This window comes from Pseudomonas brassicacearum, from assembly GCF_003732225.1.
Taxonomy (GTDB): domain Bacteria; phylum Pseudomonadota; class Gammaproteobacteria; order Pseudomonadales; family Pseudomonadaceae; genus Aquipseudomonas; species Aquipseudomonas brassicacearum_E.
The window spans coordinates 345,374-371,601 of sequence record NZ_MOBJ01000007.1 but is presented as its reverse complement, the minus strand read 5'-3'; the positions used below and the strand labels follow the sequence as shown (position 1 = coordinate 371,601).

General features: G+C 57.5%; 27 protein-coding genes. 18 read left to right on the top strand and 9 right to left on the bottom strand.

The features are described 5' to 3' along the window. Window positions 1-60 precede the first annotated feature (60 nt). From BK659_RS11645 to BK659_RS11615, 7 genes are all read left to right on the top strand, one after another. The gene (locus BK659_RS11645) at window positions 61-630 is read left to right on the top strand and encodes an Rnf-Nqr domain containing protein (protein ID WP_123425201.1); all 570 of its coding nucleotides are present in this window, start codon (window positions 61-63) and stop codon (window positions 628-630) included. After that, entirely contained in the window at window positions 627-1,841 is a 1,215-nt protein-coding gene (rsxB, locus tag BK659_RS11640) for an electron transport complex subunit RsxB (RefSeq protein ID WP_123425200.1), read from the top strand. Before BK659_RS11645 ends, rsxB begins: the two co-directional genes overlap by 4 nt. Beyond that, the gene (locus tag BK659_RS11635; protein WP_123425199.1) at window positions 1,828-2,826 is read left to right on the top strand and encodes an RnfABCDGE type electron transport complex subunit D; all 999 of its coding nucleotides are present in this window, start codon (window positions 1,828-1,830) and stop codon (window positions 2,824-2,826) included. Before rsxB ends, BK659_RS11635 begins: the two co-directional genes overlap by 14 nt. Next, window positions 2,823-3,428 carry an RnfABCDGE type electron transport complex subunit G gene (locus BK659_RS11630; RefSeq protein WP_123425198.1) on the top strand — a complete coding sequence of 202 codons (606 nt, stop codon included), beginning with the start codon at window positions 2,823-2,825 and terminating at the stop codon, window positions 3,426-3,428. Before BK659_RS11635 ends, BK659_RS11630 begins: the two co-directional genes overlap by 4 nt. Beyond that, entirely contained in the window at window positions 3,425-4,015 is a 591-nt protein-coding gene (locus BK659_RS11625; protein ID WP_123425197.1) for an Rnf-Nqr domain containing protein, read from the top strand. The genes BK659_RS11630 and BK659_RS11625 overlap by 4 nt, the downstream gene beginning before the upstream one ends. A gap of 25 nt (window positions 4,016-4,040) precedes the next feature. Next, entirely contained in the window at window positions 4,041-4,679 is a 639-nt protein-coding gene (gene nth, locus BK659_RS11620; RefSeq protein ID WP_123425196.1) for an endonuclease III, read from the top strand. A 107-nt stretch (window positions 4,680-4,786) separates the two neighbouring features. Further along, on the top strand, window positions 4,787-4,966 hold the full coding sequence (locus BK659_RS11615) for a PA3496 family putative envelope integrity protein (protein ID WP_123425195.1): 180 nt from the start codon (window positions 4,787-4,789) through the stop codon (window positions 4,964-4,966). 224 nt (window positions 4,967-5,190) lie between these two features. On the opposite strand, the gene BK659_RS11610 is transcribed toward BK659_RS11615, so the two are convergent. Then, window positions 5,191-5,817: a response regulator transcription factor gene (locus BK659_RS11610; protein ID WP_123425194.1), complete on the bottom strand. Its 627-nt coding sequence runs from the start codon at window positions 5,815-5,817 to the stop codon at window positions 5,191-5,193. Between the two features lie 601 nt (window positions 5,818-6,418). Between BK659_RS11610 and BK659_RS11605 the strand changes: the two genes are divergently transcribed. Further along, the gene (locus BK659_RS11605; protein WP_123425193.1) at window positions 6,419-7,111 is read left to right on the top strand and encodes a hypothetical protein; all 693 of its coding nucleotides are present in this window, start codon (window positions 6,419-6,421) and stop codon (window positions 7,109-7,111) included. A gap of 197 nt (window positions 7,112-7,308) precedes the next feature. Here BK659_RS11605 and BK659_RS11600 read toward each other — a convergent pair whose 3' ends face one another. Together BK659_RS11600 and BK659_RS11595 are read right to left on the bottom strand one after the other, a co-directional pair. After that, window positions 7,309-8,526 carry an argininosuccinate synthase gene (locus BK659_RS11600; RefSeq protein ID WP_019693354.1) on the bottom strand — a complete coding sequence of 406 codons (1,218 nt, stop codon included), beginning with the start codon at window positions 8,524-8,526 and terminating at the stop codon, window positions 7,309-7,311. Between the two features lie 129 nt (window positions 8,527-8,655). Next, window positions 8,656-9,564 carry a flagellar protein MotY gene (locus tag BK659_RS11595; protein WP_123425192.1) on the bottom strand — a complete coding sequence of 303 codons (909 nt, stop codon included), beginning with the start codon at window positions 9,562-9,564 and terminating at the stop codon, window positions 8,656-8,658. A 156-nt stretch (window positions 9,565-9,720) separates the two neighbouring features. Here BK659_RS11595 and pyrC point away from each other — a divergent pair, with 156 nt between their 5' ends. Next, entirely contained in the window at window positions 9,721-10,767 is a 1,047-nt protein-coding gene (pyrC, locus tag BK659_RS11590) for a dihydroorotase (protein WP_123425191.1), read from the top strand. Continuing rightward, on the top strand, window positions 10,764-11,438 hold the full coding sequence (gene rnt / locus BK659_RS11585) for a ribonuclease T (protein WP_123425190.1): 675 nt from the start codon (window positions 10,764-10,766) through the stop codon (window positions 11,436-11,438). The genes pyrC and rnt overlap by 4 nt, the downstream gene beginning before the upstream one ends. A 72-nt stretch (window positions 11,439-11,510) precedes the next feature. Here the strand turns inward: rnt and BK659_RS11580 are convergent, their stop codons facing one another. Beyond that, entirely contained in the window at window positions 11,511-12,113 is a 603-nt protein-coding gene (locus BK659_RS11580; RefSeq protein WP_123425189.1) for a peroxiredoxin, read from the bottom strand. A gap of 316 nt (window positions 12,114-12,429) precedes the next feature. Here BK659_RS11580 and BK659_RS11575 point away from each other — a divergent pair, with 316 nt between their 5' ends. Both BK659_RS11575 and bfr read left to right on the top strand, forming a co-directional pair. Then, on the top strand, window positions 12,430-12,648 hold the full coding sequence (locus tag BK659_RS11575) for a bacterioferritin-associated ferredoxin (RefSeq protein ID WP_123425188.1): 219 nt from the start codon (window positions 12,430-12,432) through the stop codon (window positions 12,646-12,648). A 200-nt stretch (window positions 12,649-12,848) separates the two neighbouring features. Continuing rightward, the gene (bfr, locus tag BK659_RS11570) at window positions 12,849-13,322 is read left to right on the top strand and encodes a bacterioferritin (protein WP_071553578.1); all 474 of its coding nucleotides are present in this window, start codon (window positions 12,849-12,851) and stop codon (window positions 13,320-13,322) included. A 184-nt stretch (window positions 13,323-13,506) separates the two neighbouring features. On the opposite strand, the gene grxD is transcribed toward bfr, so the two are convergent. From grxD to BK659_RS11555, 3 genes are all read right to left on the bottom strand, one after another. Beyond that, window positions 13,507-13,848, bottom strand: coding sequence for a Grx4 family monothiol glutaredoxin (grxD, locus tag BK659_RS11565; protein ID WP_123425187.1), 342 nt, complete (start codon window positions 13,846-13,848; stop codon window positions 13,507-13,509). Between the two features lie 97 nt (window positions 13,849-13,945). Beyond that, window positions 13,946-16,054 carry a molybdopterin oxidoreductase family protein gene (locus BK659_RS11560; RefSeq protein WP_123425186.1) on the bottom strand — a complete coding sequence of 703 codons (2,109 nt, stop codon included), beginning with the start codon at window positions 16,052-16,054 and terminating at the stop codon, window positions 13,946-13,948. A 124-nt stretch (window positions 16,055-16,178) separates the two neighbouring features. Next, complete coding sequence (locus BK659_RS11555; RefSeq protein ID WP_123425185.1) at window positions 16,179-16,469, bottom strand: hypothetical protein; 291 nt, start codon at window positions 16,467-16,469, stop codon at window positions 16,179-16,181. Window positions 16,470-16,884: 415 nt separating this feature from the next. On the opposite strand from BK659_RS11555, the gene argF reads away from it, so the two are divergent. Both argF and BK659_RS11545 read left to right on the top strand, forming a co-directional pair. After that, window positions 16,885-17,805 carry an ornithine carbamoyltransferase gene (gene argF, locus BK659_RS11550; RefSeq protein ID WP_123425184.1) on the top strand — a complete coding sequence of 307 codons (921 nt, stop codon included), beginning with the start codon at window positions 16,885-16,887 and terminating at the stop codon, window positions 17,803-17,805. Next, complete coding sequence (locus tag BK659_RS11545) at window positions 17,802-18,911, top strand: ABC transporter ATP-binding protein (protein WP_123425183.1); 1,110 nt, start codon at window positions 17,802-17,804, stop codon at window positions 18,909-18,911. The genes argF and BK659_RS11545 overlap by 4 nt, the downstream gene beginning before the upstream one ends. 122 nt (window positions 18,912-19,033) lie before the next feature. Here the strand turns inward: BK659_RS11545 and BK659_RS11540 are convergent, their stop codons facing one another. Continuing rightward, window positions 19,034-19,816 carry a PhzF family phenazine biosynthesis protein gene (locus tag BK659_RS11540; RefSeq protein ID WP_123425182.1) on the bottom strand — a complete coding sequence of 261 codons (783 nt, stop codon included), beginning with the start codon at window positions 19,814-19,816 and terminating at the stop codon, window positions 19,034-19,036. Between the two features lie 97 nt (window positions 19,817-19,913). Continuing rightward, on the bottom strand, window positions 19,914-20,384 hold the full coding sequence (gene ybaK, locus BK659_RS11535) for a Cys-tRNA(Pro) deacylase (protein WP_123425181.1): 471 nt from the start codon (window positions 20,382-20,384) through the stop codon (window positions 19,914-19,916). Window positions 20,385-20,754: 370 nt separating this feature from the next. On the opposite strand from ybaK, the gene BK659_RS11530 reads away from it, so the two are divergent. The 4 genes from BK659_RS11530 (at window position 20,755) to glpD (ending at window position 25,872) form a co-directional block, all read left to right on the top strand. Next, window positions 20,755-21,606, top strand: coding sequence for an MIP/aquaporin family protein (locus BK659_RS11530; RefSeq protein ID WP_123425180.1), 852 nt, complete (start codon window positions 20,755-20,757; stop codon window positions 21,604-21,606). Between the two features lie 77 nt (window positions 21,607-21,683). Continuing rightward, window positions 21,684-23,189 (top strand): glycerol kinase GlpK, encoded by a 1,506-nt coding sequence (gene glpK, locus BK659_RS11525; protein ID WP_123425179.1) that lies wholly within the window; start codon window positions 21,684-21,686, stop codon window positions 23,187-23,189. Between the two features lie 95 nt (window positions 23,190-23,284). Further along, a complete protein-coding gene (locus BK659_RS11520) occupies window positions 23,285-24,040 on the top strand; it encodes a DeoR/GlpR family transcriptional regulator (protein ID WP_071553568.1) in 756 nt (251 codons plus the stop codon). A 293-nt stretch (window positions 24,041-24,333) separates the two neighbouring features. Then, the gene (gene glpD / locus BK659_RS11515) at window positions 24,334-25,872 is read left to right on the top strand and encodes a glycerol-3-phosphate dehydrogenase (RefSeq protein ID WP_123425178.1); all 1,539 of its coding nucleotides are present in this window, start codon (window positions 24,334-24,336) and stop codon (window positions 25,870-25,872) included. Window positions 25,873-26,228: the final 356 nt, after the last annotated feature.

Below are 26,228 nucleotides of genomic sequence, written 5' to 3'. Positions count from 1 at the left end.
TTTTCATGTCTGGCCCATACTGTCGTAGGAGCCATCAACAGCGCGTGTATATGGACGCTCATGACCGAATTACTCCTCACGCTTATCAGCGCCGCCCTGATCAACAACCTCGTGTTGCAGTGGCCGCTGGGCGTCGATCCGCTACTGGCCACCGAACGCAGGCAGGTTCACGCACTGGGCATGGCCACGGCGAGCCTGATGCTGATCGTGGGCGTGGCGGGCTACCTGGCCTATTTTTGGTTATTGGTGCCACTGGAGCTGACGGCCCTGCGCCTGTTCGTGTTCCTGCCGCTGAGCGTCCTGCTGATCGCACCGTTGCTGAAACTGCTTTCGCGCCTACTTCCAAAGTTTTCGTTCGACGGCCTCTGGCCTTTGCTGCTGGGCAACGCCGGCGTGCTCGGGCTGACCTTGTTCAACGCTGAGGACGACAAGGGATTTTTCCACGCCACAGCCTTGAGTCTCGGCGCCGGACTGGGTTTCTGGCTGGTGCTGAGTCTGTTCAGCGATCTGCGTCAGCGCACCTTCAATAACGATGTGCCCCTGCCCTTTCGTGGCCTGCCGATCGACCTGATCAGCGCCGGATTGATCGCGGTGGCATTTCTCGGCTTCAGCGGACTGATCAAAACATGAGTCTGATTCAACGCATCGACGCCCTCCTGCCCCAGACCCAATGCGGCAAGTGCGGCCACCCCGGATGCAAGCCCTACGCCGAAGGCATTGCCAATGGCGAGGCGATCAACAAGTGCCCGCCGGGCGGCAACGAGACTATTTCGGCACTGGCCGAGCTGCTGAAAATCCCGGTTCTGGAATTGGACGTCAGCCGTGGTTCGGCACCGGCGCAAATTGCATTTATCCGCGAAGCCGAATGCATCGGCTGCACCAAGTGTATTCAGGCCTGCCCGATAGACGCGATTGTCGGTGCGGCAAAACTGATGCACACGGTAATCATCGACGAATGCACCGGCTGTGATCTGTGCGTGGCGCCGTGCCCGGTGGACTGCATCGAAATGCACCCATTGCCCTTGGCCAACGTTCTGCCGATTGTCGGAGGCCTGGCCTTCACGCTCGAAGAACAACGAGCACGCAACGCCAAACGCGACCACGCCCGACAGCGCTTCGAACAACGCAATGCGCGCCTGCGTCGTGAAGAAGAGCAAAAGCACGCCGAACGACTGGCCCGCGCACAAAAAACCGCACAGCACAGCGAAGCCAGCAACAATCCACTGCAGGACGCGATTGCCCGGGTTCAGGCACAGAAAGCCGCTGCCGCCGATGCCGCGCTGAAAAAAGCCAAGATCGATGTGGCAATGAGCCGGGCGCAACTGAACAAATCGCTGAAGGCTTTCGGGCATCCACCGACCTTCGAACAGCAGTCGCAGCTGATCATTTTGCAGCAGCAATTCGAAGCCGCCGAACAGGCCCTGGCGCAACTCGAAAGCACTGCGCCGACGGTCCCCGTGCCAGCGACGGCTCCGGCCAGGGATGCCGAACTCAAACGCGCGAAAATCCAGCTGGCGATGCGTCGCGCCGAACTGAAAAAAGCCCAGACCAGCGAAGCCCCGTCCGAGCAACTGGAGGCGCTCGGCGCTGCCTTGGCTCAAGCAGAACAAGCACTGCACGCTGCCGAAGGCGCCAGCGAACAACCGGTGCCGGACCTTGTGCGCTTCGAAAAACGCCCCATCGACGCTCATCTGCGGCAACTGAAAACCGAGTTGGCTTACGCTCGCGCCGACGTCAGCAAGCTTGAACGAGGCCCGGATACACCGGCGGAACTCTTGGCCAAGGCCCGCGAAAGGCTCTGCGAAGCCGAACGTCAGGTGAACGCCTATGTCGCCCCTTGAACCGGTCGATGATCGCCTGCAACAGGCGATGAAGCGGGTTTTGTTGGCCACCGTGCCGGGCATGCTGGTGTTGTTCTGGTTATTTGGCTGGGGCGTTCTGATCAATCTGCTGCTGGCCTGCGGCAGCGCGCTAGCAGTTGAAGCCGCGGTACTGCGCTTGCGCAGGTATCCGATCAAGCCAGCGCTGAGCGATGGCAGCGCGCTGGTCAGTGCCACCTTGCTGGCGCTGGCGTTGCCGCCTTATTGCCCATGGTGGCTGACTGTCAGCGCTGCGGCATTTGCAATGTTTTTCGGCAAGCACCTGTATGGCGGCGTGGGCAAAAACCCATTCAATCCGGCCATGCTCGGTTTTGCGCTGGTGCTGGTGTGTTTCCCACGACAGATGACCCACTGGCCGACGTCTCACGGGATGAACCTGGCCGCCGGCCTGCAACAGATTTTCGGCTTCAATTTCAGCGGTGCCGAACAGCCCGACGCCTGGGTGACGGCCACGGCGCTGGATAGCCTGCGAATCAATAAAAGCCTGACCATGGACGAACTCTTCGCCGGCAACCCGGCGTTCGGCCACGTTGGCGGTAAAGGCGTCGAATGGGTAAATCTGGCCTTTCTAGCAGGTGGCGCATTTCTGTTGCAGCAACGAGTGTTCAGCTGGCACGCGCCGGCCGGCATGCTCGGCAGTCTGTTCGTCATCAGCCTGCTGTGCTGGAACGGCTCGGGTTCGGACTCCCACGGCTCCCCGCTCTTTCACTTACTGACAGGCGCGAGCATGCTCGGAGCTTTCTTTATCGTGACCGAACCGGTGTCCGGGGCAAAGAGTCCCAAAGCCCGGCTGATGTTCGGCGTGGGCGTCGGCCTGCTGACCTACCTGATTCGAACCTGGGGTGGTTATCCCGACGGGGTGGCCTTTGCGGTACTGCTGATGAATCTCTGCGTGCCAGCCCTGGAACGCCTCGCTGCTGCACAACCCGAGCCTCGTACGCCATGAACCGCAATCTCAGTGTGCTGATGCTGGTGGTCGTGGCCGGATTAGGTGCAGGCGCGACATTTTTCCTGCAGCACGCCACCGCACCGCGGATATCGGCTGAACAGCGCTTGATTGAAAGCCGCAGGCTCTTCGACATGCTGCCAGCCGGCAGCTACGACAATCAGCCATTGGACCAGCCGCTCGCGCTCAAAGGTATCGAGCTGAGCAAAAGCACATTGCTGGGCGGTTATTTGGCAACTGCGGGCGGTAAGCCCAGCGCCGTTATTCTGCGAAGTCAGACAATCGGCTACGAAGGCGCAATCGAACTGCTGATCGTGATCGACATCAACGGCAAGCTGCTGGGTGTGAAAACCCTCAAGCAATCGGAAACACCCGGTCTGGGTGGAAAAATCGCCGACCAGCCCAACCCCTGGCTACAAGGCTTTTTCGGCAAGTCGCGCAATGACCCTGGCGACAGTGGCTGGGCACTGAAAAAAGATCAGGGGCAATTCGACCAGTTGACCGGCGCAACCGTCACTTCCAGAGCAGTGATCAGTGCAATCCATGATGCGTTACGCTATTTCGACGAGCATCAGCCACAGCTGATCGGGAGCGGACAATGAACCAGTCCTCGATGCTCCAGAACTCGCTAATATTGACCCCGTTGATCGGCGCGAGCGACTCCCTGGTAAAAGCCTTGGGTCTGTCGCTGCTGTCGCTGCTGGTCATTGGCGTTTACGGCCTGAAGATGAGTGTGTTGCGGCCGCGGATCGTTCCGTCCATGCAGTTGATCACCAGCATTGCGCTCGCCGCCACATTGACCAGCCTCGCAGCATTGGCATTGCAGGCCTGGGCCTTTGAACTGCACCAATATCTGGGATTTTATGTAGGGTTGATTGCCCTGCAGTGCGTCGCGCTGGAGTACAACGGCTTCTTCACCCAGGCAGGCATGATCGACCGGATTCGCTTGTACGGTATGTTTTTGGGGCTGATGATTACGCTCGGTTTAGTGCGCGAAGGTTTTGGCAGCGGGTCTTTCGCCAGCCATGTGTCCTGGTTGACCGGACTTACAGAATCGAACTGGCAGGGTTGGCTATTGTCCGCAGACGGCGGCATACGACTGGCCGTCATCGCTCCTGGCGGGTTTATCCTGCTGGGACTGCTCATAGCCGCCAAACAAGCCTGGCCTGGCGCCTCAACCTCACACTGACCGCCTTGAAGGAAATGCTCTACCCATGAATGCCGCAAAACGCCTGGAAATTTTCCGTCGGCTTCACGAGGACAATCCGGAACCGAAAACCGAACTGGCCTACTCGTCGCCCTTCGAACTGTTGATCGCAGTGATTCTTTCTGCTCAGTCCACTGACGTGGGTGTCAACAAGGCCACCGCCAAACTGTTTCCGGTAGCCAATACGCCGGCAGCGATTCATGCGCTCGGTGTAGAAGGATTGTCCGACTACATCAAGACCATCGGCCTGTACAACAGCAAGGCAAAAAACGTCATCGAAACCTGCCGAATGCTGGTAGAGCTTCATGGCGGCGAAGTACCGCAAACCCGTGAGGAACTGGAAGCGCTGCCTGGGGTAGGCAGAAAGACTGCGAACGTGGTGCTCAACACGGCTTTCCGTCAACTGACCATGGCCGTTGACACGCATATTTTCCGGGTCAGTAATCGCACAGGTTTAGCGCCAGGCAAAAATGTCGTCGAGGTGGAACAGAAACTGATGAAGTTCGTTCCCAAGGAGTTTCTGCTCGACTCACATCACTGGCTCATCCTCCACGGACGTTATGTTTGCCTGGCCCGCAAGCCCCGCTGTGGCAGCTGTCGGATCGAAGACCTGTGCGAATACAAGCAAAAGACCTCTGACGATTGAGGTTCTATTACTTTTATTGATTTATCGATTGAAAAAATCTTTTTTACCCGCCAGGAGTTTATCGATATAAGAGGCGCCAATGGCAGTCTTAGCCTGGAGTTAACCTTATGAGCACTGGCAAAGAACAACTGGACACAGAAGACGACTTCATCGCTGTTGAGGCCGATGATGCCGAGCCTGTGGTAGAGGTAGCGAAGACCAACCTGAGCAAACGTCGCACCATCGATAATCTTCTGGAGGAGCGGCGCTTGCAAAAGCAGCTGGCCGATTACGATTTTGACCTTTAACACCTGAAAGCCTCCCGAAATGGAGGCTTTTTCATCAAGCCCTCAACCGCTGCAAAAAAGTCGCACAGCGCACCCGATCAATCGCAGGACAATGCGCTCTGGTTCAACGGATCCAGAACGGCCAGGACCTCAGGGCGAGCGATCCTGCGGCTCAAAATCCGACCAGGCGCCTCTTGTCTTCAAGTGCTTGCCACGCGCACAGCACTACTCCCCCCCCGAGAGAATCAAACCAGACCATTACGCTGCGCAAGCTCGATCAGGTCAACCAGCGAGCGAGCATTCAGCTTTAATAGCAAACGCGTTTTGTAAGTACTGACGGTTTTATTGCTGAGGAACATTCCATCGGCAATTTCCTTGTTGGTCTTGCCTCGGGCCAACTGTTGTAAAACCATCATCTCCCTTCCGGACAGACGATCCACCATGTCTGCTTCACTCGCATTCCCCAAACTTGCGCGAACCGAGTGCAAGGCTTGATTAGGAAAGTAACTGTACCCGGACAGTACCGCCTTGATTGCACTGAGCAGTTCGGTGAGGTCCTGCTGCTTGCAGACATACCCTGCAGCCCCCGCCTGCATACAACGCATTGAAAAGTGTCCGGGGGCCTGTGAAGTCAACACCAGCACTTTCAAAGGCAGGGTGACCGAGGTCAAGCGCGCAATAACTTCCAGGCCATCCAGTTTCGGAATACCGATATCCAGTATTACGATATCCGGCATATGTTCACGGGCAAGTTGCAGTGCATCTACACCATTGTCCGTTTCAGCAATGACTTCGTAGCCATGACGCTCCATTAGCATACGTACAGCAAGACGAATGACGGGGTGATCATCCACGATCAGCACTTTATTCATGGGCAAGTCCAATTTCGCTGTTCGAATTTTTAGAGCCCGCACAATAGCGTAGTCGTTTCGCCCGTGGGATGCTGCCCACCCCAACCACCCACACCGAGAGACAATCCCTACAAACAACAAGGATTCCCCCTACAAGAACTCATAAAAAACAATGTCTCTTAAAGTTTACTCGAGACCATACTCTCCTCTGATCAACTGTTTTCTTCAGCAGACATCGAAGAAAATCACCTGGCAGCACGCAATCTATCCCGGCAAGTCTCGAACACTGGTCTATTATCAAAAATAATCGGTGAGTTCCAGCGCCAAATTGATACCAAACACAAACCCGCAAGACCGCCAGTGCTCCACTCGGCAACCTCCAACTTCCACTTACCGCCCCGAGGCGCCAAGGATATAAAACAAACTCATGTTCGCCCCACATAAATCACACTAAAAGAAAGCTATCGATCCATTCTAATCAGTGATAAAACTGCAGAGCATGGCGCCCCCCCGAAGAAGCGCTTTACAGCCAGTGTTCAACCCACACTATACAACCACTATTACTTAACATCTTTTGCCCACAAGGATTCCACTATAAAACACTTTTTAACGAGCAATCAGAATGACAAAACCTCAAAAGAAAATAACCAACCCGATGACTATAATTGCGATATTCGCGGCACTCTCCGAAACGTCGGCGGCGGTATCGTTGCCCTTCCTCGACAACCAGGAGCGCCAGACTTACATCTGGTTTCTGATCAGCTTTCCTTTTTACCTGCTGTTCCTGTTCTTTATCACGCTAAACTTCAACTACAAATCATTGTATGCACCTTCTGACTTCCAAAAGAGCAAGCAATTTATCAAAGTCATCGACGACTCTGCTCGACCAGAAAAAAGCAAAAAAACCTCGATCAATGCCCCTGTTGAAAAGGACAATCAACCGAATTCAATCAAGCGAGACAAACCTGACTATCTGCTTCAGAGCACGCAAGACCCACCCGCCTATATAACGTTCATCGCAAATCAGTCCACCCAGTACCAGGTGCCTTTACCTGCTTCGATACACGGCATACGGATCATTGATGCCCGATGGATACGCAAGAAGAAAGATCTCGGCAACCTGATGACAGCTATCCCATTGAAAAAACACAGCCACAGTGAAACGATCGTATTTCTTACGAGCTGTGAGTCGGAACATCTGGTTAACGAAAAAGCACTCAAAAAATCAGATGCAAAAACAATAGAACCCACACAGTCTTTCTACATGACTTATAACTTGAGCACACTGGCGATGACCGTCGTCAGCCAGCACTGACCACTGCCCTGTATCAAGCAACAGGACACGTCGTTTCTGACCCAGACAGAACAGAGAGGAGATACAGACAATCCAGGCAACTAAAGCCCCAGACTGAGTGACGCAGATTCAGGATACGAATATCCAAACACGAATTCTTCGATCCCATCGTGACCCCGTTACACGCGGGGCCACGATGGTTGATCATGCCAACAGCATCAGAACAGCTTGCGGCCTTTGTTTGCGGCAATCCGCATACGCAGAGCGTTCAGCTTGATGAAGCCGGCTGCATCAGCCTGGTTGTAGGCGCCGCCATCTTCCTCGAAGGTAGCAATGTTGGCGTCGAACAACGATTCGTCGGACTTGCGGCCGGTGACGATCACGTTGCCCTTGTACAGCTTCAGGCGAACCACGCCGTTCACATGCGCCTGGGAAGCATCGATCATCTGTTGCAGCATCAGACGCTCAGGGCTCCACCAGTAACCGGTGTAGATCAGGCTGGCGTATTTAGGCATCAGCTCGTCTTTGAGGTGAGCCACTTCACGATCCAGAGTGATCGATTCGATCGCCCGGTGAGCGCGCAACATGATGGTGCCGCCAGGAGTTTCGTAGCAGCCACGGGACTTCATGCCGACGTAACGGTTCTCGACGATGTCCAGACGGCCGATACCGTGTTCGCCACCGATACGGTTCAGGGTCGCCAGCACGGTAGCCGGGGTCATTTCGACGCCGTCCAGTGCAACGATGTCGCCGTTGCGGTAGGTCAGTTCCAGGTACTGCGGCTTGTCGGGAGCGTTCTCCGGGGAGACGGTCCAACGCCACATGTCTTCTTCGTGCTCGGTCCAGGTGTCTTCCAGCACGCCGCCCTCATAGGAGATGTGCAGCAGGTTGGCATCCATCGAGTACGGGGATTTTTTCTTGCCGTGACGCTCGATCGGGATCGCATGCTTCGCGGCATAGTCCATCAGCTTCTCGCGAGACAGCAGGTCCCACTCGCGCCAAGGAGCGATCACTTTCACGCCAGGCTTGAGTGCATAGGCGCCCAGTTCGAAGCGAACCTGGTCGTTACCCTTGCCGGTCGCGCCATGGGAAATGGCGTCAGCGCCGGTTTCGTTGGCGATTTCGATCAGGCGTTTGGCGATCAACGGACGAGCGATGGAAGTACCCAGCAGGTACTCGCCTTCGTAAACGGTGTTGGCGCGGAACATCGGGAAAACGAAATCACGCACGAATTCTTCGCGCAGATCGTCGATGTAGATTTCTTTTACGCCCATGGCTTGTGCCTTGGCGCGGGCCGGCTCGACCTCTTCACCCTGACCCAGGTCAGCGGTAAAGGTCACCACTTCACAGTTATAAGTATCCTGCAGCCACTTGAGGATCACCGAAGTGTCCAGGCCGCCGGAATACGCCAGAACGACCTTGTTTACGTCCGCCATGCCATCACTCCACGGGGTTCTACGGAAAGCAGAGAAGTCTACCGCCGCGAGAGGATAATTTACAGTGGCGCGACAGCTTATGATGACGAAGCGACAGATTATGTCGAGCGAGCGACGATTTCAGCAGGTTCAGGAGGTCGCCGCAGCGGTGCCTGTCGAACTGACTTGCGGGGCCGGTTTGTCGGTGGGTGCGACGCGCTCAAGGTGAACGTTGACCCGGCGATTCTTCGCCCGATTGGCGGTGTTGGTGTTGGGGGCCAACGGATAACGTTCGCCGTGAAAACGCATCGTGATTTGCGACTCCTGAATGCCATTGGCCTTGAAGAAGTCCATCACCGCCAGCGCTCTGCGCCGGGACAGGTCACGATTGGTCAGGCGATTGCCGCTGTTGTCGGAATGACCGTCGAGTTCGATGTGATTGACCGTCGGGTCGGCCTTCATGAACGTCAGCATGACCTGCAGCTTGGCCTTGGCCTGCGCGTCCAGATCGATACCGCCACCCGGGAAACCAACTTCGGCCTGCTTCACCTGTTCGTAATTCATCGGCAGCAACTTGGCGACGCACACCTGGTAATCGGCGTAGGCCTTGCTGAATTTGACCGGCAACAAACGGACTTCCGACACCCCGCCATCGCGCGAGTAATGACGAACCAACGGACTTCGACCGTCCATCAAGCCACCAATAAGGCGTCCGGCCTGGAGCTGAGAACTGTTGAACAGCACCTCGCCGCTGCCGACTTTGACTGACCCCAGATTGATATCACCACGCCCAGGTTGCCAAGGCGCCTCGGCAGCCAGCAAGGTCGCCGAACCGCCCGCGAGCATTGGGTTGTAAGCCTTCAGACGAAAGATTGCCTGCTCGCCCGCGCGCCGCACGAACTCACCCGAGCCGAAATCGGTAATCGGTTGGGTCAGGCGACATTCGAATTTGTCGCCTTCGACCGTCCACTCGATGCTCTCCAGACGCGTCTGGAAAGTGAGAGCCATCGCAGGAAGGCTGGCAAACACGCTGAGCAAGGCTAAATAACGCTGGCGCACGGGAGGCTCCACTGGCTTCTACAACAAAAAGACCGATACATATGATTACGGCATACCTTTGTCATATCGGAAGCTTGCTGCAAAACTTGATAGCGAGTGCCTGGATGAGTCTTTTCCGGTAGCATTCCCTTGAGTTTGACCCGCCTGGAATCCCCAATGTCCGACCGCCTGACCCTGCTGCGTCCCGACGACTGGCATATTCATCTTCGCGATGGTGCTGTGTTGCCCAATACTGTCGCGGATGTCGCGCGCACCTTTGGTCGCGCCATCATCATGCCTAACCTGGTACCACCGGTGCGTAACGCCGCTGAAGCCGACGCCTATCGCCAGCGCATTCTCGCTGCGCGCCCGGCCGGCAGCCGTTTCGAACCGTTGATGGTGCTCTACCTGACCGACCGGACTACCCCCGATGAAATTCGCGCGGCCAAGGCCTGCGGTTTCGTTCACGCCGCCAAGCTGTATCCGGCTGGCGCGACCACCAACTCGGACTCCGGTGTTACCAGCATCGACAAGATCTTCCCTGCGATCGAGGCCATGGCCGAGGTCGGGATGCCCTTGTTGATTCACGGTGAAATCACCCGTAACGACGTCGATGTCTTTGACCGCGAAAAAATCTTCATCGACGAGCACATGCGCCGGGTCGTGGAGCGTTTCCCAACGCTCAAAGTGGTGTTCGAACACATCACCACCAGCGACGCCGTGCAGTTCGTCAACGAGGCTTCGGCCAACGTTGGCGCAACCATCACCGCTCACCACCTGCTGTATAACCGCAACCACATGCTGGTGGGCGGGATTCGTCCGCACTTCTATTGCCTGCCGATTCTCAAGCGCAATACACACCAGGTCGCCCTCCTTGACGCCGCCACCAGCGGCAGCGAGAAGTTCTTCCTGGGCACGGACTCGGCCCCGCACGCCCAGCACGCCAAAGAAGCAGCCTGTGGCTGTGCCGGTTGCTACACCGCTTATGCCGCGATCGAGCTGTACGCCGAGGCTTTCGAACAGCGCAATGCGCTGGACAAGCTCGAAGCCTTCGCCAGCCTCAATGGCCCGCGTTTCTACGGCCTGCCGGCGAACACCGATCGCATTACCCTGGTCCGCGAAGAATGGACCGCCCCAACCAGCCTGCCGTTCGGCGAGCTGACTGTCATCCCGCTGCGCGCCGGTGAAAAACTGCGCTGGCGCCTGCTGGAGGAACACGCGTGAGTGAAGACCATTTCGACGACGAACAGGAAGGTTCAGGCGGTGGTGGTTCACGCCACCCGATGGCAGCCAGGTTCCGTGGATATCTGCCAGTCGTCGTCGACGTTGAAACCGGTGGTTTCAACTGCGCCACTGACGCCTTGCTGGAAATTGCCGCCACGACCATCGCCATGGACGAAAAAGGTTTTGTGTACCCCGATCACACCTACTTCTTCCGTGTAGAACCGTTCGAAGGTGCCAACATCGAAGCCGCAGCGCTGGAGTTCACCGGAATCAAACTCGATCACCCACTGCGCATGGCCGTGAGTGAAGAGGCGGCGCTGACCGATATCTTCCGTGGTGTGCGCAAGGCACTGAAGGCCAACGGCTGCAAACGGGCGATCCTGGTCGGTCACAACAGCAGCTTCGACCTGGGCTTCCTCAACGCCGCCGTCACGCGCCTGGACATGAAGCGCAATCCGTTTCACCCGTTCTCCAGCTTCGACACCGCGACGCTGGCAGGTCTGGCTTACGGTCAAACCGTCCTGGCCAAGGCATGCCAGGCCGCGGACATCGACTTCGACGGTCGCGAGGCTCACTCGGCACGCTACGACACCGAGAAGACGGCCGATCTGTTCTGCGGCATCGTCAATCGCTGGAAGCAAATGGGCGGCTGGGAAGACTTCAACGACTGATTCAGTCGCAGGATTTATCCCGCCCATAAAAAACCGGCCACTGAGGCCGGTTTTTTATGCCTGACGCGTGGCTTACAGCTTGCCAGCGTTCTCGGTCAGGTAAGCCGCAACGCCTTCTGGCGAAGCAGTCATGCCCTTGTCGCCTTTTTTCCAGTTAGCCGGGCAAACTTCGCCGTGCTCTTCGTGGAATTGCAGGGCGTCGACCAGACGAATCAGTTCTTCCATGTTACGGCCCAGTGGCAGGTCGTTGACGATCTGCGAGCGAACAACACCTTTGTCGTCGATCAGGAATGCGCCACGGAAAGCCACGCCGTCTGCGGACTGAACGTCGTAGGCTTTCATGATGTCCTGCTTGATGTCGGCAGCCATGGTGTATTGAACCTGACCGATGCCGCCGGCATTGATCGGGGTGTTGCGCCAGGCGTTGTGAGTGAAGTGCGAGTCGATCGAAACAGCGATCACTTCAACGTTGCGTGCCTTGAAGTCAGCCATGCGGTGGTCCAGAGCGATCAGCTCGGACGGGCAAACGAAGGTGAAGTCCAGTGGGTAGAAGAACACCAGGCCGTATTTGCCTTTGATGGCCGAGGACAGGGTGAAGCTGTCAACGATCTCGCCATTGCCGAGTACGGCCGGTACGGTGAAGTCAGGGGCTTGTTTGCCTACGAGTACGCTCATTGGATATCTCCTGGTGTGGTGGCGTGAAGAACGGCATCGAACCAGTCTGTCGCGGATAAACGACAGGTTCATGACTCGAGTGCCCTTCGCAAAGACCGGACATCATACACCGCGTTTTTCACCTGTCCTTAGCGCTTTTTACAACGACATCAAAAACCTCGACGCAGGCTTAATGACACCATCCCGGGCCGCATTATGCCGTTCGTCAGGCAATCGCTGCTCTGGCGTAAAGCCTGTCGAAACCACTTTGACAATCATTCTCGTTAACATTAAGATCCGTCGCAACTGAGCCACAACCAACGACGGTTCTCACTTTATGTATGTCTGCCTCTGCACTGGCGTCACCGACGGAAAAATCCGCGATGCGATCTATGAAGGTTGCTGCAGCTACCGCGAGGTGCGCCAAGCCACCGGCGTTGCCAGCCAATGCGGCAAATGCGCCTGCCTTGCCAAGCAAGTGGTTCGCGAAACCTTGGCCGACCTGCAATTGAGCCAGGCGGCGATCCCCTACCCTGTAGAATTTTCGGCAGCGTAAAATAGAACATTCTAAAGAACCGGACTTAGCGTCCGGTTTTTTTATGCCCGCAATTCAATTGCTTAGCGCAAGGATGCGGAACACAAACATTCTTATTCCGATTAATTTTCATATAGTATTCAATAACTTAGGTTTGACACTAACCACTGCTCAGCTCAAACTCCGCCTTATATATGGTAATTAAAGGACAGGAGCCCATCATGAAAGGCGACATCACAGTCATCCAGCACCTCAACAAGATTCTTGCCAATGAGCTGGTCGCAATCAATCAGTACTTCCTGCATGCCCGCATGTATGAAGATTGGGGCCTGAACAAGCTTGGCAAGCACGAGTACCACGAGTCCATCGACGAGATGAAGCACGCGGACAAGCTGATCAAGCGCATCCTGTTTCTCGAAGGCCTGCCGAACGTCCAGGACCTGGGCAAGCTGCACATCGGCGAGCACACCAAGGAAATGCTCGAGTGTGACCTGCGCATCGAGCGCACCGGCCATGCCGACCTCAAAGTGGCTATCGCCCATTGCGAAACAGTCGGTGACTTCGGCAGCCGTGAACTGCTCGAAGATATTCTCGAATCCGAAGAAGAACATATCGACTGGCTGGAAACTCAACTGAGTCTGATCGACAAAGTGGGTCTTGAGAACTATCTGCAATCGCAGATGGGCGACGAATAATTTATACGGCGCTGATCTCGACTTAATAAAAAGCCCCGCTCTCTTGCGAGAAGCGGGGCTTTTTTACATCTTGAAGATCAAAAGATCGCAGCCTGCGGCAGCTCCTACAGGAGTCGGATACATCCACGACTTTATTGTGAATGTCAGTCCGTAGGAATTGGTAATGCCTGCAAGCGCATCCTGATCAGGCTTCGGTCTTGGCAGCAGCGGCTTTTTCGACAGCCGCTTTGATCGTGGCCTGCAACGAACCGTCAGCGGCCATTTCAGTCATGATGTCGCTACCACCGACCAGCTCACCACCGACCCACAGTTGCGGGAAGGTTGGCCAGTTGGCGTACTTTGGCAGGTTGGCACGGATCTCGGGGTTCTGCAGGATGTCCACGTAAGCGAACTTCTCACCACAGCCCATGACGGCCTGAGCGGCTTTCGCGGAGAAGCCACACTGCGGGGCATTCGGCGAGCCTTTCATGTAAAGCAGAATGGTGTTGTTAGCAATCTGCTCTTTAATAGTTTCAATGATATCCATGGAGCACCTCGGCTGAACTTTCCGACTCAGTTGTCGGCACGGTGACGCATTGTAACGGAAAGCCGAGCGCCATGCTCGGTCTCCCCGACAGACATCCTTACGCCGCTGCAACAGTCACCGGTACACCATTGAGCGCCGCATTTCCGGACAACTCATCGAGTTGGCGTTCATCGGTCAGGTCATTGGCGCTGGAGCCCGGCTGCCCCATGGCAATGGTCATCTGCACGCCCGGCCGGGCATGGCCCCAACCGTGCGGAAGACTGACCACGCCTTTCATCATCTCGACGCTGCTCAGCACCTCGACTTCGATCACCCCGACCCGCGAGCTGACCCGCACCCGTTGCCCATCGCTGAGCCCGCGACTGGAGAGATCATCCGGGTGCATCAACAACTGATGACGCGGCTTGCCTTTTACCAGGCGGTGGTAATTGTGCATCCACGAGTTATTGCTGCGCACATGGCGGCGACCGATCATCAACAGTTCATCGGCGGGCGGCGCTTGCAGCGCGGCAAATCGCGCCAGATCGGCCAGGATCGCCGGTGGCGCCGCCTGCACGCGCTGGTTGGCGGTTTTCAGACGCGGCGCCAGGTTTGCCTGGAGAGCGCCAAGGTCGACCCCATGAGGATGATCGAACAAGTTTGCCACCGACAGCTTGTGCGGCGACGCATCACCATAGCGTCCGGCTCGCAAGCCGCGGTCGATCATCTGCGCCGGAGTGATCGTAGGTTTCAGCTCTTTGCCGGTCTTCGCTGCAAAGGCCTGGGCCAGGCCGACGAAAATTTCCCAATCGTGCAGCGCGCCTTCCGGCTTGGGCAGGATCGCCCGATTGAAACGGCTGACATTGCGCACCGCGAACATATTGAACGTGGTGTCGTAGTGATCGTTTTCCAACGCCGAAGTCGACGGCAGAATCAGGTCGGCATAACGCGTGGTCTCGTTGATATACAGGTCGATGCTGAGCATGAATTCCAACCCGTCCAGCGCCTGCTCCAGCTGCCGGCCATTAGGTGTCGACAACACCGGATTACCGGCCACGGTGATCAACGCCCGTACCTGACCTTCGCCTTCGGTGAGCATCTCTTCGGCCAGCGCCGACACCGGCAACTCACCGGCGTATTCCGGACGACCAGACACGCGACTTTGCCAGAGATTGAAATGCCCGCCCGAAGTGGACGCCACCAGATCGACCGCAGGCTCGGTGCACAGCGCACCGCCCACCCGATCAAGATTGCCGGTGAGCAGATTGATCAACTGCACCAACCAATGACACAGCGTGCCGAACGCCTGAGTAGAAACGCCCATACGGCCATAACACACGGCGGTCTTCGCGGCGGCGAAGTCTCGCGCCAGCTGACGAATCTGCTCGGCCGGCACTGCGCACAACGGGCTCATGGTCTCAGCACTGAAGGATGCGATGGCCTGACGGACCTCCTCCAACCCGTCGACCGGCAAATGACTGCCACAGGTCAGACCTTCAGCGAACAATGTATTGAGCAACCCGAATAACAGGGCCGCGTCACCGCCCGGACGGACGAACACATGCTGATCGGCAATCGCTGCCGTCTCACTGCGACGCGGATCGACCACCACCACTTTGCCGCCTCGGGCCTGAATCGCCTTCAAACGCTTTTCGACATCCGGCACGGTCATGATGCTGCCGTTGGAGGCCAGCGGATTACCACCCAGGATCAGCATGAAGTCGGTGTGATCGATGTCCGGGATCGGCAGCAGCAAACCATGGCCATACATCAAATGACTGGTGAGATGGTGAGGCAATTGATCGACCGAAGTGGCAGAGAAACGGTTGCGGGTTTTCAGCAAGCCGAGAAAATAATTGCTGTGAGTCATCAACCCATAGTTGTGCACGCTGGGATTGCCCTGATAAACCGCGACGGCGTTCTGACCATGGCGCTCCTGAATCGCCGACAGGCGTTCGGCCACCAGAGTGAATGCCTCGTCCCAGGCAATCGCTTGCCACTCGCTGCCAACCCGCAGCATTGGCTGTCGCAGGCGGTCGGGGTCATTCTGGATATCTTGCAGCGCCACTGCCTTGGGGCAGATATGACCGCGACTGAAGCTGTCCTGCGGATCACCCTTGATCGAGGTGATTTGCACGCCAGCGTCGTCGGTTGCGGTGGTTTCGATGGTCAAGCCGCAAATGGCTTCACACAGGTGGCAGGCACGGTGATGAAGAGTCTTGGTCATAGCCATTCTCTGTTTTATTCAGGGCAACCCGTGTGAGGTTGCGGGAACAAAACTATGGGCCGCGACTGCCCGCTGCGCCAGCGATGTTCGTCTTGTGAATCGAGGCCCATCAGGCCCGCAGATATCAGCCCTGTGGAAGCCTTGGCGGCGCTTGCAGCTGGATTTCCTGGATGGTTTCGATCTGCTCCTGGGCAATGTGCACGCCCGTGAGTTCGCCGATCAGCCGCCAGTGCTCGTCGAGTCCGGCACTGATGGTGGCCATGCGGTCGATCATCCGTCGCCCCGCCGCCTTGGTCACCTCGTCTTCGCTGCGCATCAACTCAAAAGACATTGAGGTCATGGAGGCGGTCAGGTGGGTCAGGGAGCGCGCCGTGAGGCCCAGCAGCTCCAGCAATAACTGTTCTTTCGATTCCATTCCAAAGGCTTCCCGAGTCGCTCGTGACTTAGTTATAACCCAGCACTTTGCATTAGCAAATGTTTCAGCCGAAGGCTGCCTGGATCCTGCCTGCAAACATCCTGGCCGACAGGTCAGAAACCGACCGAGACGGTGCTTTGCCCGCCCCGCTTGATTGCCAAGGCGCGTGAGCGCAGTGTACAAAGAGGTCGCTGCTGTCAGGAAACAGGCTTCAACAGCGCTACTGCGGTTATCCCGTAGCCCGTCTGAAATCCCCTAAAAACCGTAGCCCTATTGGTAAGACGCGACATTTAATTATAAGATCGCGCCTTCCCCTATTTCGTCGCCCCGTGCGGCTTTCGCCGCAGGTCTCGCCCGTTTTTCAATTAAACAAGGCTTTGAGTATCTGCGGTCTGTTGCAAAAAGGTAGTCAATGATGAGCGCAAGGCACTTTCTCTCCCTGATGGATTGCACGCCCGAAGAGCTGGTCAGCGTGATCCGTCGAGGCATTGAGCTCAAAGACCTGCGTAACCGCGGCGTACTGTTCGAGCCATTGAAAAATCGTGTGCTCGGGATGATTTTCGAGAAATCCTCGACGCGCACCCGGTTGTCGTTTGAAGCCGGCATGATCCAGCTTGGCGGCCAGGCGATTTTCCTGTCGCCCCGTGACACCCAACTGGGTCGTGGCGAGCCAATCGGCGACTGCGCCATCGTCATGTCGCGCATGCTCGACGCGGTGATGATCCGTACCTTTGCCCACAGCACCCTGACCGAATTCGCTGCCAACTCGCGTGTACCCGTGATCAACGGGCTGTCCGATGACCTGCACCCGTGCCAGTTGCTGGCCGACATGCAAACCTTCCTCGAACATCGCGGTTCGATCCAGGGCAAAACCGTGGCCTGGATTGGCGACGGCAATAACATGTGCAACAGCTATATAGAAGCCGCGATCCAGTTCGACTTCCAGCTGCGCATCGCCTGCCCTGAAGGTTATGAGCCGAATCCTGAGTTCGTGGCCAAGGCCGGCGATCGGGTGACCATCGTCCGCGATCCTCGGGATGCGGTACGCGGCGCTCATCTGGTCAGCACCGACGTCTGGACTTCCATGGGTCAGGAAGAGGAGACCGCCAAGCGCCTCAAGCTGTTCGCGCCATTTCAGGTCAATCGTGCCTTGCTCGACCTGGCCGCCGGGGATGTATTGTTCATGCACTGCCTGCCCGCTCACCGCGGCGAAGAAATCAGCGTCGACCTCCTCGACGACCCGCGTTCGGTCGCCTGGGACCAGGCCGAGAACCGCCTGCATGCGCAAAAGGCCCTGCTCGAGTTTCTCGTTACGCCTGCGTACCACCACGCATGAGTCATTCGTTACTGCTGAACCTGCGTAACCTGGCCTGCGGCTATCAAGACCAGCGGGTCGTCCAGAACCTCAACCTGCACCTCAATGCCGGTGACATTGGCTGCCTGCTCGGCTCGTCCGGCTGCGGCAAAACCACCACCCTACGCGCGATTGCAGGCTTTGAACCGCTTCACGAAGGGGAAATCCAGCTGGCCGGTGAAACCATCTCCAGCGCCGGTTTCACCCTCGCGCCGGAGAAACGCCGGATCGGCATGGTATTCCAGGACTACGCGCTGTTCCCGCACCTGAGCGTGGCCGAGAACATTGCGTTTGGTATTCGCAAGCATCCACAGAAAGATCGGGTCACCGAAGAGATGCTTGAACTGGTCAACCTGAAGAACCTCGGCAAGCGCTTCCCCCACGAACTCTCCGGCGGCCAGCAACAGCGTGTCGCGCTGGCCCGGGCATTGGCGCCGGAACCGCAACTGCTGTTGCTGGATGAACCGTTCTCCAACCTCGATGGCGAATTACGCCGCAAGCTCAGCCATGAAGTCCGGGACATTCTCAAGGCGCGTGGCACCAGCGCGATTCTGGTGACGCACGACCAGGAAGAAGCCTTCGCCGTCAGCGATCAGGTCGGTGTTTTCAAGGAAGGTCGCCTGGAGCAGTGGGACACGCCCTACAACCTGTACCACGAACCGCAAACACCGTTTGTGGCGAGCTTTATCGGTCAGGGTTATTTCATTCGCGGTCAACTGAAAACCCCGGAATCGGTGCAGACCGAACTGGGCGTGCTGCGCGGCAACCGCGCGTATACCTGGCCAACCGGTGGCGCGGTGGATGTGTTGCTGCGTCCCGACGATATCGTTTACGCGCCAGACAGCCAGCTCAAGGCACGCATTGTCGGCAAGACCTTCCTCGGCGCATCGACCTTGTATCGTTTGCAGCTACCGACCGGCAGCCAACTGGAATCGATCTTCCCGAGCCATGCCGATCATCTGGTCGGTGCCGATGTCGGAATTCGCGTAGCCGCCGAACACCTGGTGCTGTTCCAGGCACCCGGCAGCACGGCGGCGCAGATTCCAGCGGTAGAATCCGGGGTTCGTCGGTACAGCACCGCGCATTGAACAATACGAACTAATGTGGGAGCGAGCTTGCTCGCGATAGCGGACTGTCAGTCAACATCATCGTTGACCGGCATACCGCCTTCGCGAGCAAGCTCGCTCCCACATTGGATTGTCGTTGTCAGTTAACCGAGTAATAACGTCCCGCTGGCCACCAGCGTCGCATGACCACCGATTTTCACCCGATCCCCTTCAAAACGGCAGAACAACTCCCCTCCCCGCGCCGAACACTGATACGCCGTCAGACTTGATTTGTCCAAACGCTGTGACCAGTACGGAATCAGGCTGCAATGAGTCGAACCGGTGACCGGGTCCTCGTTGATACCAATGGCCGGCGCGAAGTACCGCGAGACGAAATCATGTCGCGTTCCACGCGCCGTAATGATTGCGCCAAGCCAGGGCAACTTCGCCAGCGCGACCATGTCCGGCTGGCAATCGAGCACTGCCTGCTCCGACTCCAGCACCACGAACAATTCCTTGGAACCCAGCACCTCAACCGCCTGCACGCCCAGCGCCCGCTCCACATCGAGGGTCGCGCCCACTTCGCGCGGCTCGATCACCGGAAAATCCAGCCATAGTCGTTCGCCTTCCCGGCTCACACTCAAGGGGCCGGACTTGCTGATGAAGTCCAGGCGCTCGACCGGTTCTTTATAGACCTCGAACAACACATAAGCGCTGGCCAGCGTCGCATGACCGCACAACGGCACCTCGGTGGTCGGCGTGAACCAGCGGATATGCCAGCCTTGCGCCTCACGCACCACGAAGGCGGTTTCGGCGAGATTGTGTTCGGCGGCGATTTTTTGCATCAGGTCATCGGCGAGCCAGGCGTCGAGCCGATAGACCATTGCCGGATTGCCACTGAACGGTCGATCGCTGAATGCATCGACCTGATGAAACGCTAGCTGCATGGATGCTCTCCTTCTTTTAGGTAAGGACGAGCTTGCATCAACCGTCAAGTGGCAACCAGAGACAGAGCCTGCCGATTTTCACCATACAGCGCGGCAGTCAGGCCCGACCGATATCGGCGAATTTCGCCTGGGTGTGCTCGGCCAGCACCGTCGCCGCCAATTCGACCTCAAGACCACGTCGGCCCGCACTGACGTAAATGCTCGCGAAAGGTTGAGCAGTGTTATCGATAAAAGTGCGCAAACGCTTCTTCTGCCCCAACGGGCTGATACCGCCCAGCAAGTAGCCCGTCGCCCGTTGCGCTGCAGCGGGATCGGCCATTTCGACTTTTTTCACCCCCGCAGCATGCGCCAGCGCCTTCAAGTCCAGGCTTCCGACGACCGGCACCACGGCCACCAGCAATTCCCCCTTCTCACTCGCGGCTAACAGCGTCTTGAACACCTGCGCCGGATCCAGCCCGAGCTTTTCCGCAGCCTCCATCCCGTAGGACGCTGCCTTCGGATCATGTTCATAACTGTGCACGCGATGTTCGGCACGAACTTTTTTCAACAGATCCAATGCGGGGGTCATGGCAGCTCCAAGCCTGGCGACAAAAGAAAAATACTGCGCTGGATTCTAGGTCATCGCGGAGCAAAAGGCTCTATTACCGGGCCCTGATCCCTTAAGGACAGGTAAGCGCAGGAGAAAATCCAGCAATGTCCCAGGGCCAACCAAATGATCATTCACCTGACTAATAGTTTAAATATGACTGATGGTTCACTTTCGACCTTTGACAGCAGTGTTTCTTGTCTATATTTTTTCGAATCTGAATAGTATGAAAAAGTTTCCACGCAGCACCCGGCAGTAAGCCGAGACCAGGATGGGGATCCTGCCTCGGCGAAAATCGCGCTCGGACCCTTTCGGAAAAAGTGCCCAACAACAACAAAAAAGGATGTTTTCAATGACAACTGCATTACAACAACCCTCGCTCTCGAGCCAATGCATGGCCGAGTTCCTGGGTACTGCCTTATTGATTTTTTTTGGTACTGGCTGTGTCGCGGCGCTCAAAGTCGCGGGGGCCAGCTTCGGCCTATGGGAAATCAGCATCATCTGGGGGATCGGCGTCAGCATGGCGATCTACCTGACCGCGGGTGTTTCCGGCGCCCACCTGAACCCGGCCGTCAGCATCGCGCTGTGCATTTTCGCCGATTTCGAGAAGCGTAAACTGCCGCTCTACATCTTCTCCCAGGTCGCTGGCGCCTTCTGCGCAGCGTTGTTGGTTTACACGCTTTACAGCAACCTGTTCTTCGATTTCGAACAAACTCACCAGATGGTTCGTGGCTCACAAGCCAGCCTCGAACTGGCCTCGGTGTTCTCGACCTTCCCTAATCCTGCCCTGTCGACGGGTCAGGCGTTTCTGGTCGAGGTGATCATCACCGCCATCCTGATGGGCGTGATCATGTCCCTGACCGATGACAACAACGGCCTGCCAAAAGGTCCACTGGCGCCGTTGTTGATCGGCCTGCTGATCGCCGTCATTGGCAGCTCGATGGGCCCGCTGACCGGTTTTGCGATGAACCCGGCCCGAGACTTCGGCCCTAAACTGATGACTTTTTTCGCCGGCTGGGGTGAAATTTCCTTCACTGGCGGACGTGATATCCCGTACTTCCTGATTCCGATCTTTGCACCGATCCTGGGTGCTTGCCTCGGCGCTGCGGCCTATCGCGGGCTGATTGCCCGTCATCTGCCGATCGCCATACCTGCTACAAAGGATGCAGAACCCGCCATTGACGGCAAAGCACGAATCTCCTGAAAGCGGCGGCGCGTGATCCTGCCCACCATTGATCATGCGCCCCACCCCACTCCCTTATTTCGTCCAAGGCAATCGACATGACCGACATTCAGAATAAGAACTACATCATTGCCCTCGATCAGGGTACGACCAGCTCCCGGGCGATCATTTTCGACCGTGACGCCAACGTGGTCTGCACTGCACAACGCGAATTCGCCCAGCATTACCCACAAGCCGGCTGGGTCGAACACGACCCGATGGAAATCTTCGCCACCCAAAGCGCCGTGATGGTCGAGGCCCTGGCGCAAGCCGGCCTGCATCACGATCAGGTGGCAGCCATCGGCATCACCAACCAGCGTGAAACCACCGTGGTGTGGGACAAGACCACCGGCCGTCCGATCTACAACGCGATCGTCTGGCAGTGCCGCCGCAGCACCGAGATCTGCCAGCAGCTCAAACGCGATGGCCATGAGCAGTACATCAGCGACACCACTGGCCTGGTTACCGACCCGTACTTCTCCGGCACCAAGCTCAAGTGGATCCTCGACAATGTCGAAGGCAGCCGCGAACGTGCACGCAAAGGCGAGTTGCTGTTCGGCACCATCGACAGCTGGCTGATCTGGAAATTTACCGGCGGCAAGACCCACGTCACCGACTACACCAACGCCTCGCGCACCATGCTCTTCAACATCCACACCCTGGAGTGGGACGCGAAGATGCTCGAGGTGCTGGACATCCCGCGTGAGATGCTGCCGGAAGTCAAATCGTCGTCGGAAATCTACGGCCACACCAAGAGCGGCATCGCCATCGGCGGCATCGCTGGCGACCAACAGGCCGCACTGTTTGGCCAGATGTGCGTTGAACCGGGCCAGGCGAAAAACACCTACGGCACCGGCTGCTTCCTGTTGATGAACACCGGCGACAAAGCGGTGAAATCCAGGCACGGCATGCTCACCACCATCGCCTGCGGCCCACGCGGCGAAGTCGCCTATGCACTGGAAGGCGCGGTGTTCAACGGCGGTTCCACTGTTCAGTGGCTACGTGACGAGCTGAAGATCATCAACGACGCTCACGACACCGAATACTTCGCCAACAAGGTCAAGGACAGCAACGGCGTGTACCTGGTACCAGCCTTCACCGGCCTCGGCGCTCCGTACTGGGACCCGTATGCCCGTGGCGCACTGTTCGGCCTGACTCGCGGCGTACGCGTGGATCACATCATTCGTGCAGCACTGGAGTCGATTGCCTACCAGACCCGCGACGTACTCGACGCCATGCAACAGGACTCCGGCGAACGCCTCAAAGCCCTGCGCGTAGACGGCGGCGCGGTCGCGAACAACTTCCTGATGCAATTCCAGGCCGACATCCTCGGCACCAAGGTCGAGCGCCCGCAAATGCGTGAAACCACTGCACTCGGCGCCGCCTACCTGGCTGGCCTGGCCTGCGGTTTCTGGGGCAGCCTGGACGAACTGCGCGGCAAGGCGGTGATCGAACGTGAGTTCGACCCGCAACTGGACGAAACCTCGAAGGAAAAACTCTACGCCGGCTGGAAAAAAGCCGTCAGCCGCACCCGCGACTGGGAACCGCACGAAGGCGCTGAATAAGCCAAGTAGCGGATTCGTATCGGTATGTAACTGGTAGGGAGGTGATTCGTACGGCATCATGGGCAAATTTTGCACGGCAGCCCAAAGGAAGCCCTATGAATCTGCCTCCCCGTCAGCAGCAAATCCTCGAACTGGTCCGCGAACGCGGTTACGTCAGTATCGAGGAAATGGCTCAGCTGTTCGTCGTTACACCGCAGACCATCCGCCGCGATATCAATCAATTGGCGGAAGTGAATTTGCTGCGTCGCTATCACGGCGGCGCCGCTTACGATTCAAGTGTCGAAAACACTGCCTACGCCATGCGTGCCGATCAGATGCGCGATGAGAAACAACGCATCGCCGAAGCCATCGCCGCACAGATTCCCGATCACGCCTCGCTGTTCATCAATATCGGTACCACCACCGAATCCATCGCCCGGGCGCTGCTCAACCACAGCCAGCTCAAGGTGATCACCAACAACCTGCACGTCGCCTCGATCCTCAGCGCCAAGGATGACTTCGAAGTCCTGCTGGCCGGTGGCAACGTACGCCGTGATGGCGGCGTGGTGGGTCAGGCCTGCGTCGACTTCATCAACCAGTTCAAGGTCGACTTCGCACTGGTCGGCATCAGCGGTATCGATGAAGACGGCAGCCTGCTCGATTTCGACTATCAGGAAGTGCGGGTCTCGCAGGCGATCATCGCCAATGCCCGGCAAGTCTTGCTGGCAGCAGACTCCAGCAAGTTCGGCCGTAACGCCATGGTCCGCCTGGGACCGATCAGCCTGATCGACTGCCTGGTGACCGACCACGCTCCAGTACCGGCATTGGCGCAACTGCTGAGCCAGCACAAGATTCGATTGGAAGTCGTTTAACCCCTCCCCCGAGATTTTCGTCGCCTATAGCGGCGCCATCGCGAGCAAGCTCGCTCCCACAGAGTCCGCGCAATCCCTGTGGGAGCGAGCTTGCTCGCGATGGCGGCCGCCCATTCACCACACCTTCCGCGCCCTACCGAGGGCCTGAATGTTCGAAAATTTTCCTTTCCCCTCCCTTCAATCAGAATTTTCAATCGAAGCCGGCTGGTTGCGCCTGGATTTATGCGCTACTATTTTCGCAAATGAACATTAATGTTCGAATTCAAATATTGAAAGAACCCCGAGGCCAGCCGATGCCCACTTCAACCTTGCCTACACCCCCTCTTGCCGAGGTCTACGATATCGCCGTCATCGGCGGTGGGATTAACGGTGTGGGGATTGCAGCAGATGCCGCCGGCCGCGGTCTTTCGGTGTTCCTTTGCGAAAAGGACGATCTGGCCAGTCACACCTCGTCCGCCAGCAGCAAGCTGATCCACGGCGGCCTGCGTTACCTCGAACATTACGAATTCCGCTTGGTGCGTGAGGCCCTGGCCGAGCGTGAAGTGCTGCTGGCCAAGGCCCCGCACATCGTCAAACAGATGCGCTTCGTGCTACCGCACCGCCCGCACCTGCGCCCGGCGTGGATGATCCGCGCGGGCTTGTTCCTCTATGACAACCTTGGCAAGCGGGAAAAACTCGCCGGTTCCAAGAGCCTGAAGTTCGGCGCCGACAGCGCGCTGAAAAGCGAAATCACCAAAGGTTTCGAATACTCCGACTGCTGGGTCGACGACGCCCGTCTGGTGGTGCTCAATGCCATGGCCGCCCGCGAAAAAGGCGCCCACATTCACACCCAGACCCGCTGCGTCAGCGCCCGTCGCAACAAAGGCCTGTGGGAACTGAACCTGGAACGCGCCGACGGCAGCCTGTTCACGATCCGCGCCAAGGCGCTGGTGAACGCCGCCGGCCCATGGGTCGCCAAGTTCATTCGCGATGACCTGAAGATGGAATCGCCTTACGGCATCCGCCTGATCCAGGGCAGCCACCTGATCGTGCCGAAGCTGTACGAAGGCGAACACGCGCATATTTTGCAGAACGAAGACCAGCGCATCGTGTTCACCATTCCGTACCTCAATCAATTCACCCTGATCGGTACCACTGACCGCGAATACACCGGCGACCCGGCAAAAGTCGCGATCACCGAAGGCGAGACCGACTACCTGCTGAAAGTGGTCAACGCGCACTTCAAGAAACAAGTCAGCCGCAGCGACATCCTGCACACCTATTCCGGTGTTCGTCCGCTGTGCAACGACGAATCCGACAATCCTTCGGCCGTGACCCGCGATTACACCCTGGCGTTGTCCGGCAGCACTGAGGAAGCCCCGCTGCTGTCGGTGTTCGGTGGCAAGCTGACCACCTACCGCAAACTGGCCGAGTCGGCCATGGCGCAACTGGCACCGTACTTCAAGGACATGAAGCCGAGCTGGACCGCGCAGGCGACCCTGCCAGGCGGCGAAGACATGACCACGCCGCAGGCATTGAGCGCGTTGATTCGCGACAAGTTCGACTGGTTGCCGACGGAAATTGCCCGGCGCTGGGCCACCACCTACGGCAGCCGCACCTGGCACATGCTCGAAGGCGTTCAGAGCCTGAACGACATGGGCGAACACCTGGGTGGCGGTCTCTACACCCGCGAAGTCGATTACCTGTGCAGCGAAGAATGGGCAACCACCGCTCACGACATTCTCTGGCGTCGCAGCAAACTGGGCTTGTTTACCACCAAGGCGGAACAAGAAAACGTGCAGCTGTACCTGAACAAGGTCGAACAGAACCGCAGCAAGATCGAAGCGGCCTGATCGGTAATCCGGTTCAACGAAAGCCCCTGAATCTCACGATTCAGGGGCTTTTTGCATTCTGATGCACATCACAAATCCACTGTGGGAGCGAGCTTGCTCGCGATAGCGGTGTGTCAGGCAACCTCAATGCTGGATGTGCCGGCCTCATCGCGAGCAAGCTCGCTCCCACAGGGTATTCGGTGACCGGGGGATTGCATTCGGTTTTCCGAACGCGACCCGTCAGTCGATTCGGTTAACCGGACTTATTAGCCCTTGAATCAACGCCATAAATATTTAATATCTTTTAAAATCAATGCCTTGATTGAGGCGGCATGGCCTGGCACGAGTCATGCTCTACACTCTGGGACGAATGTCTG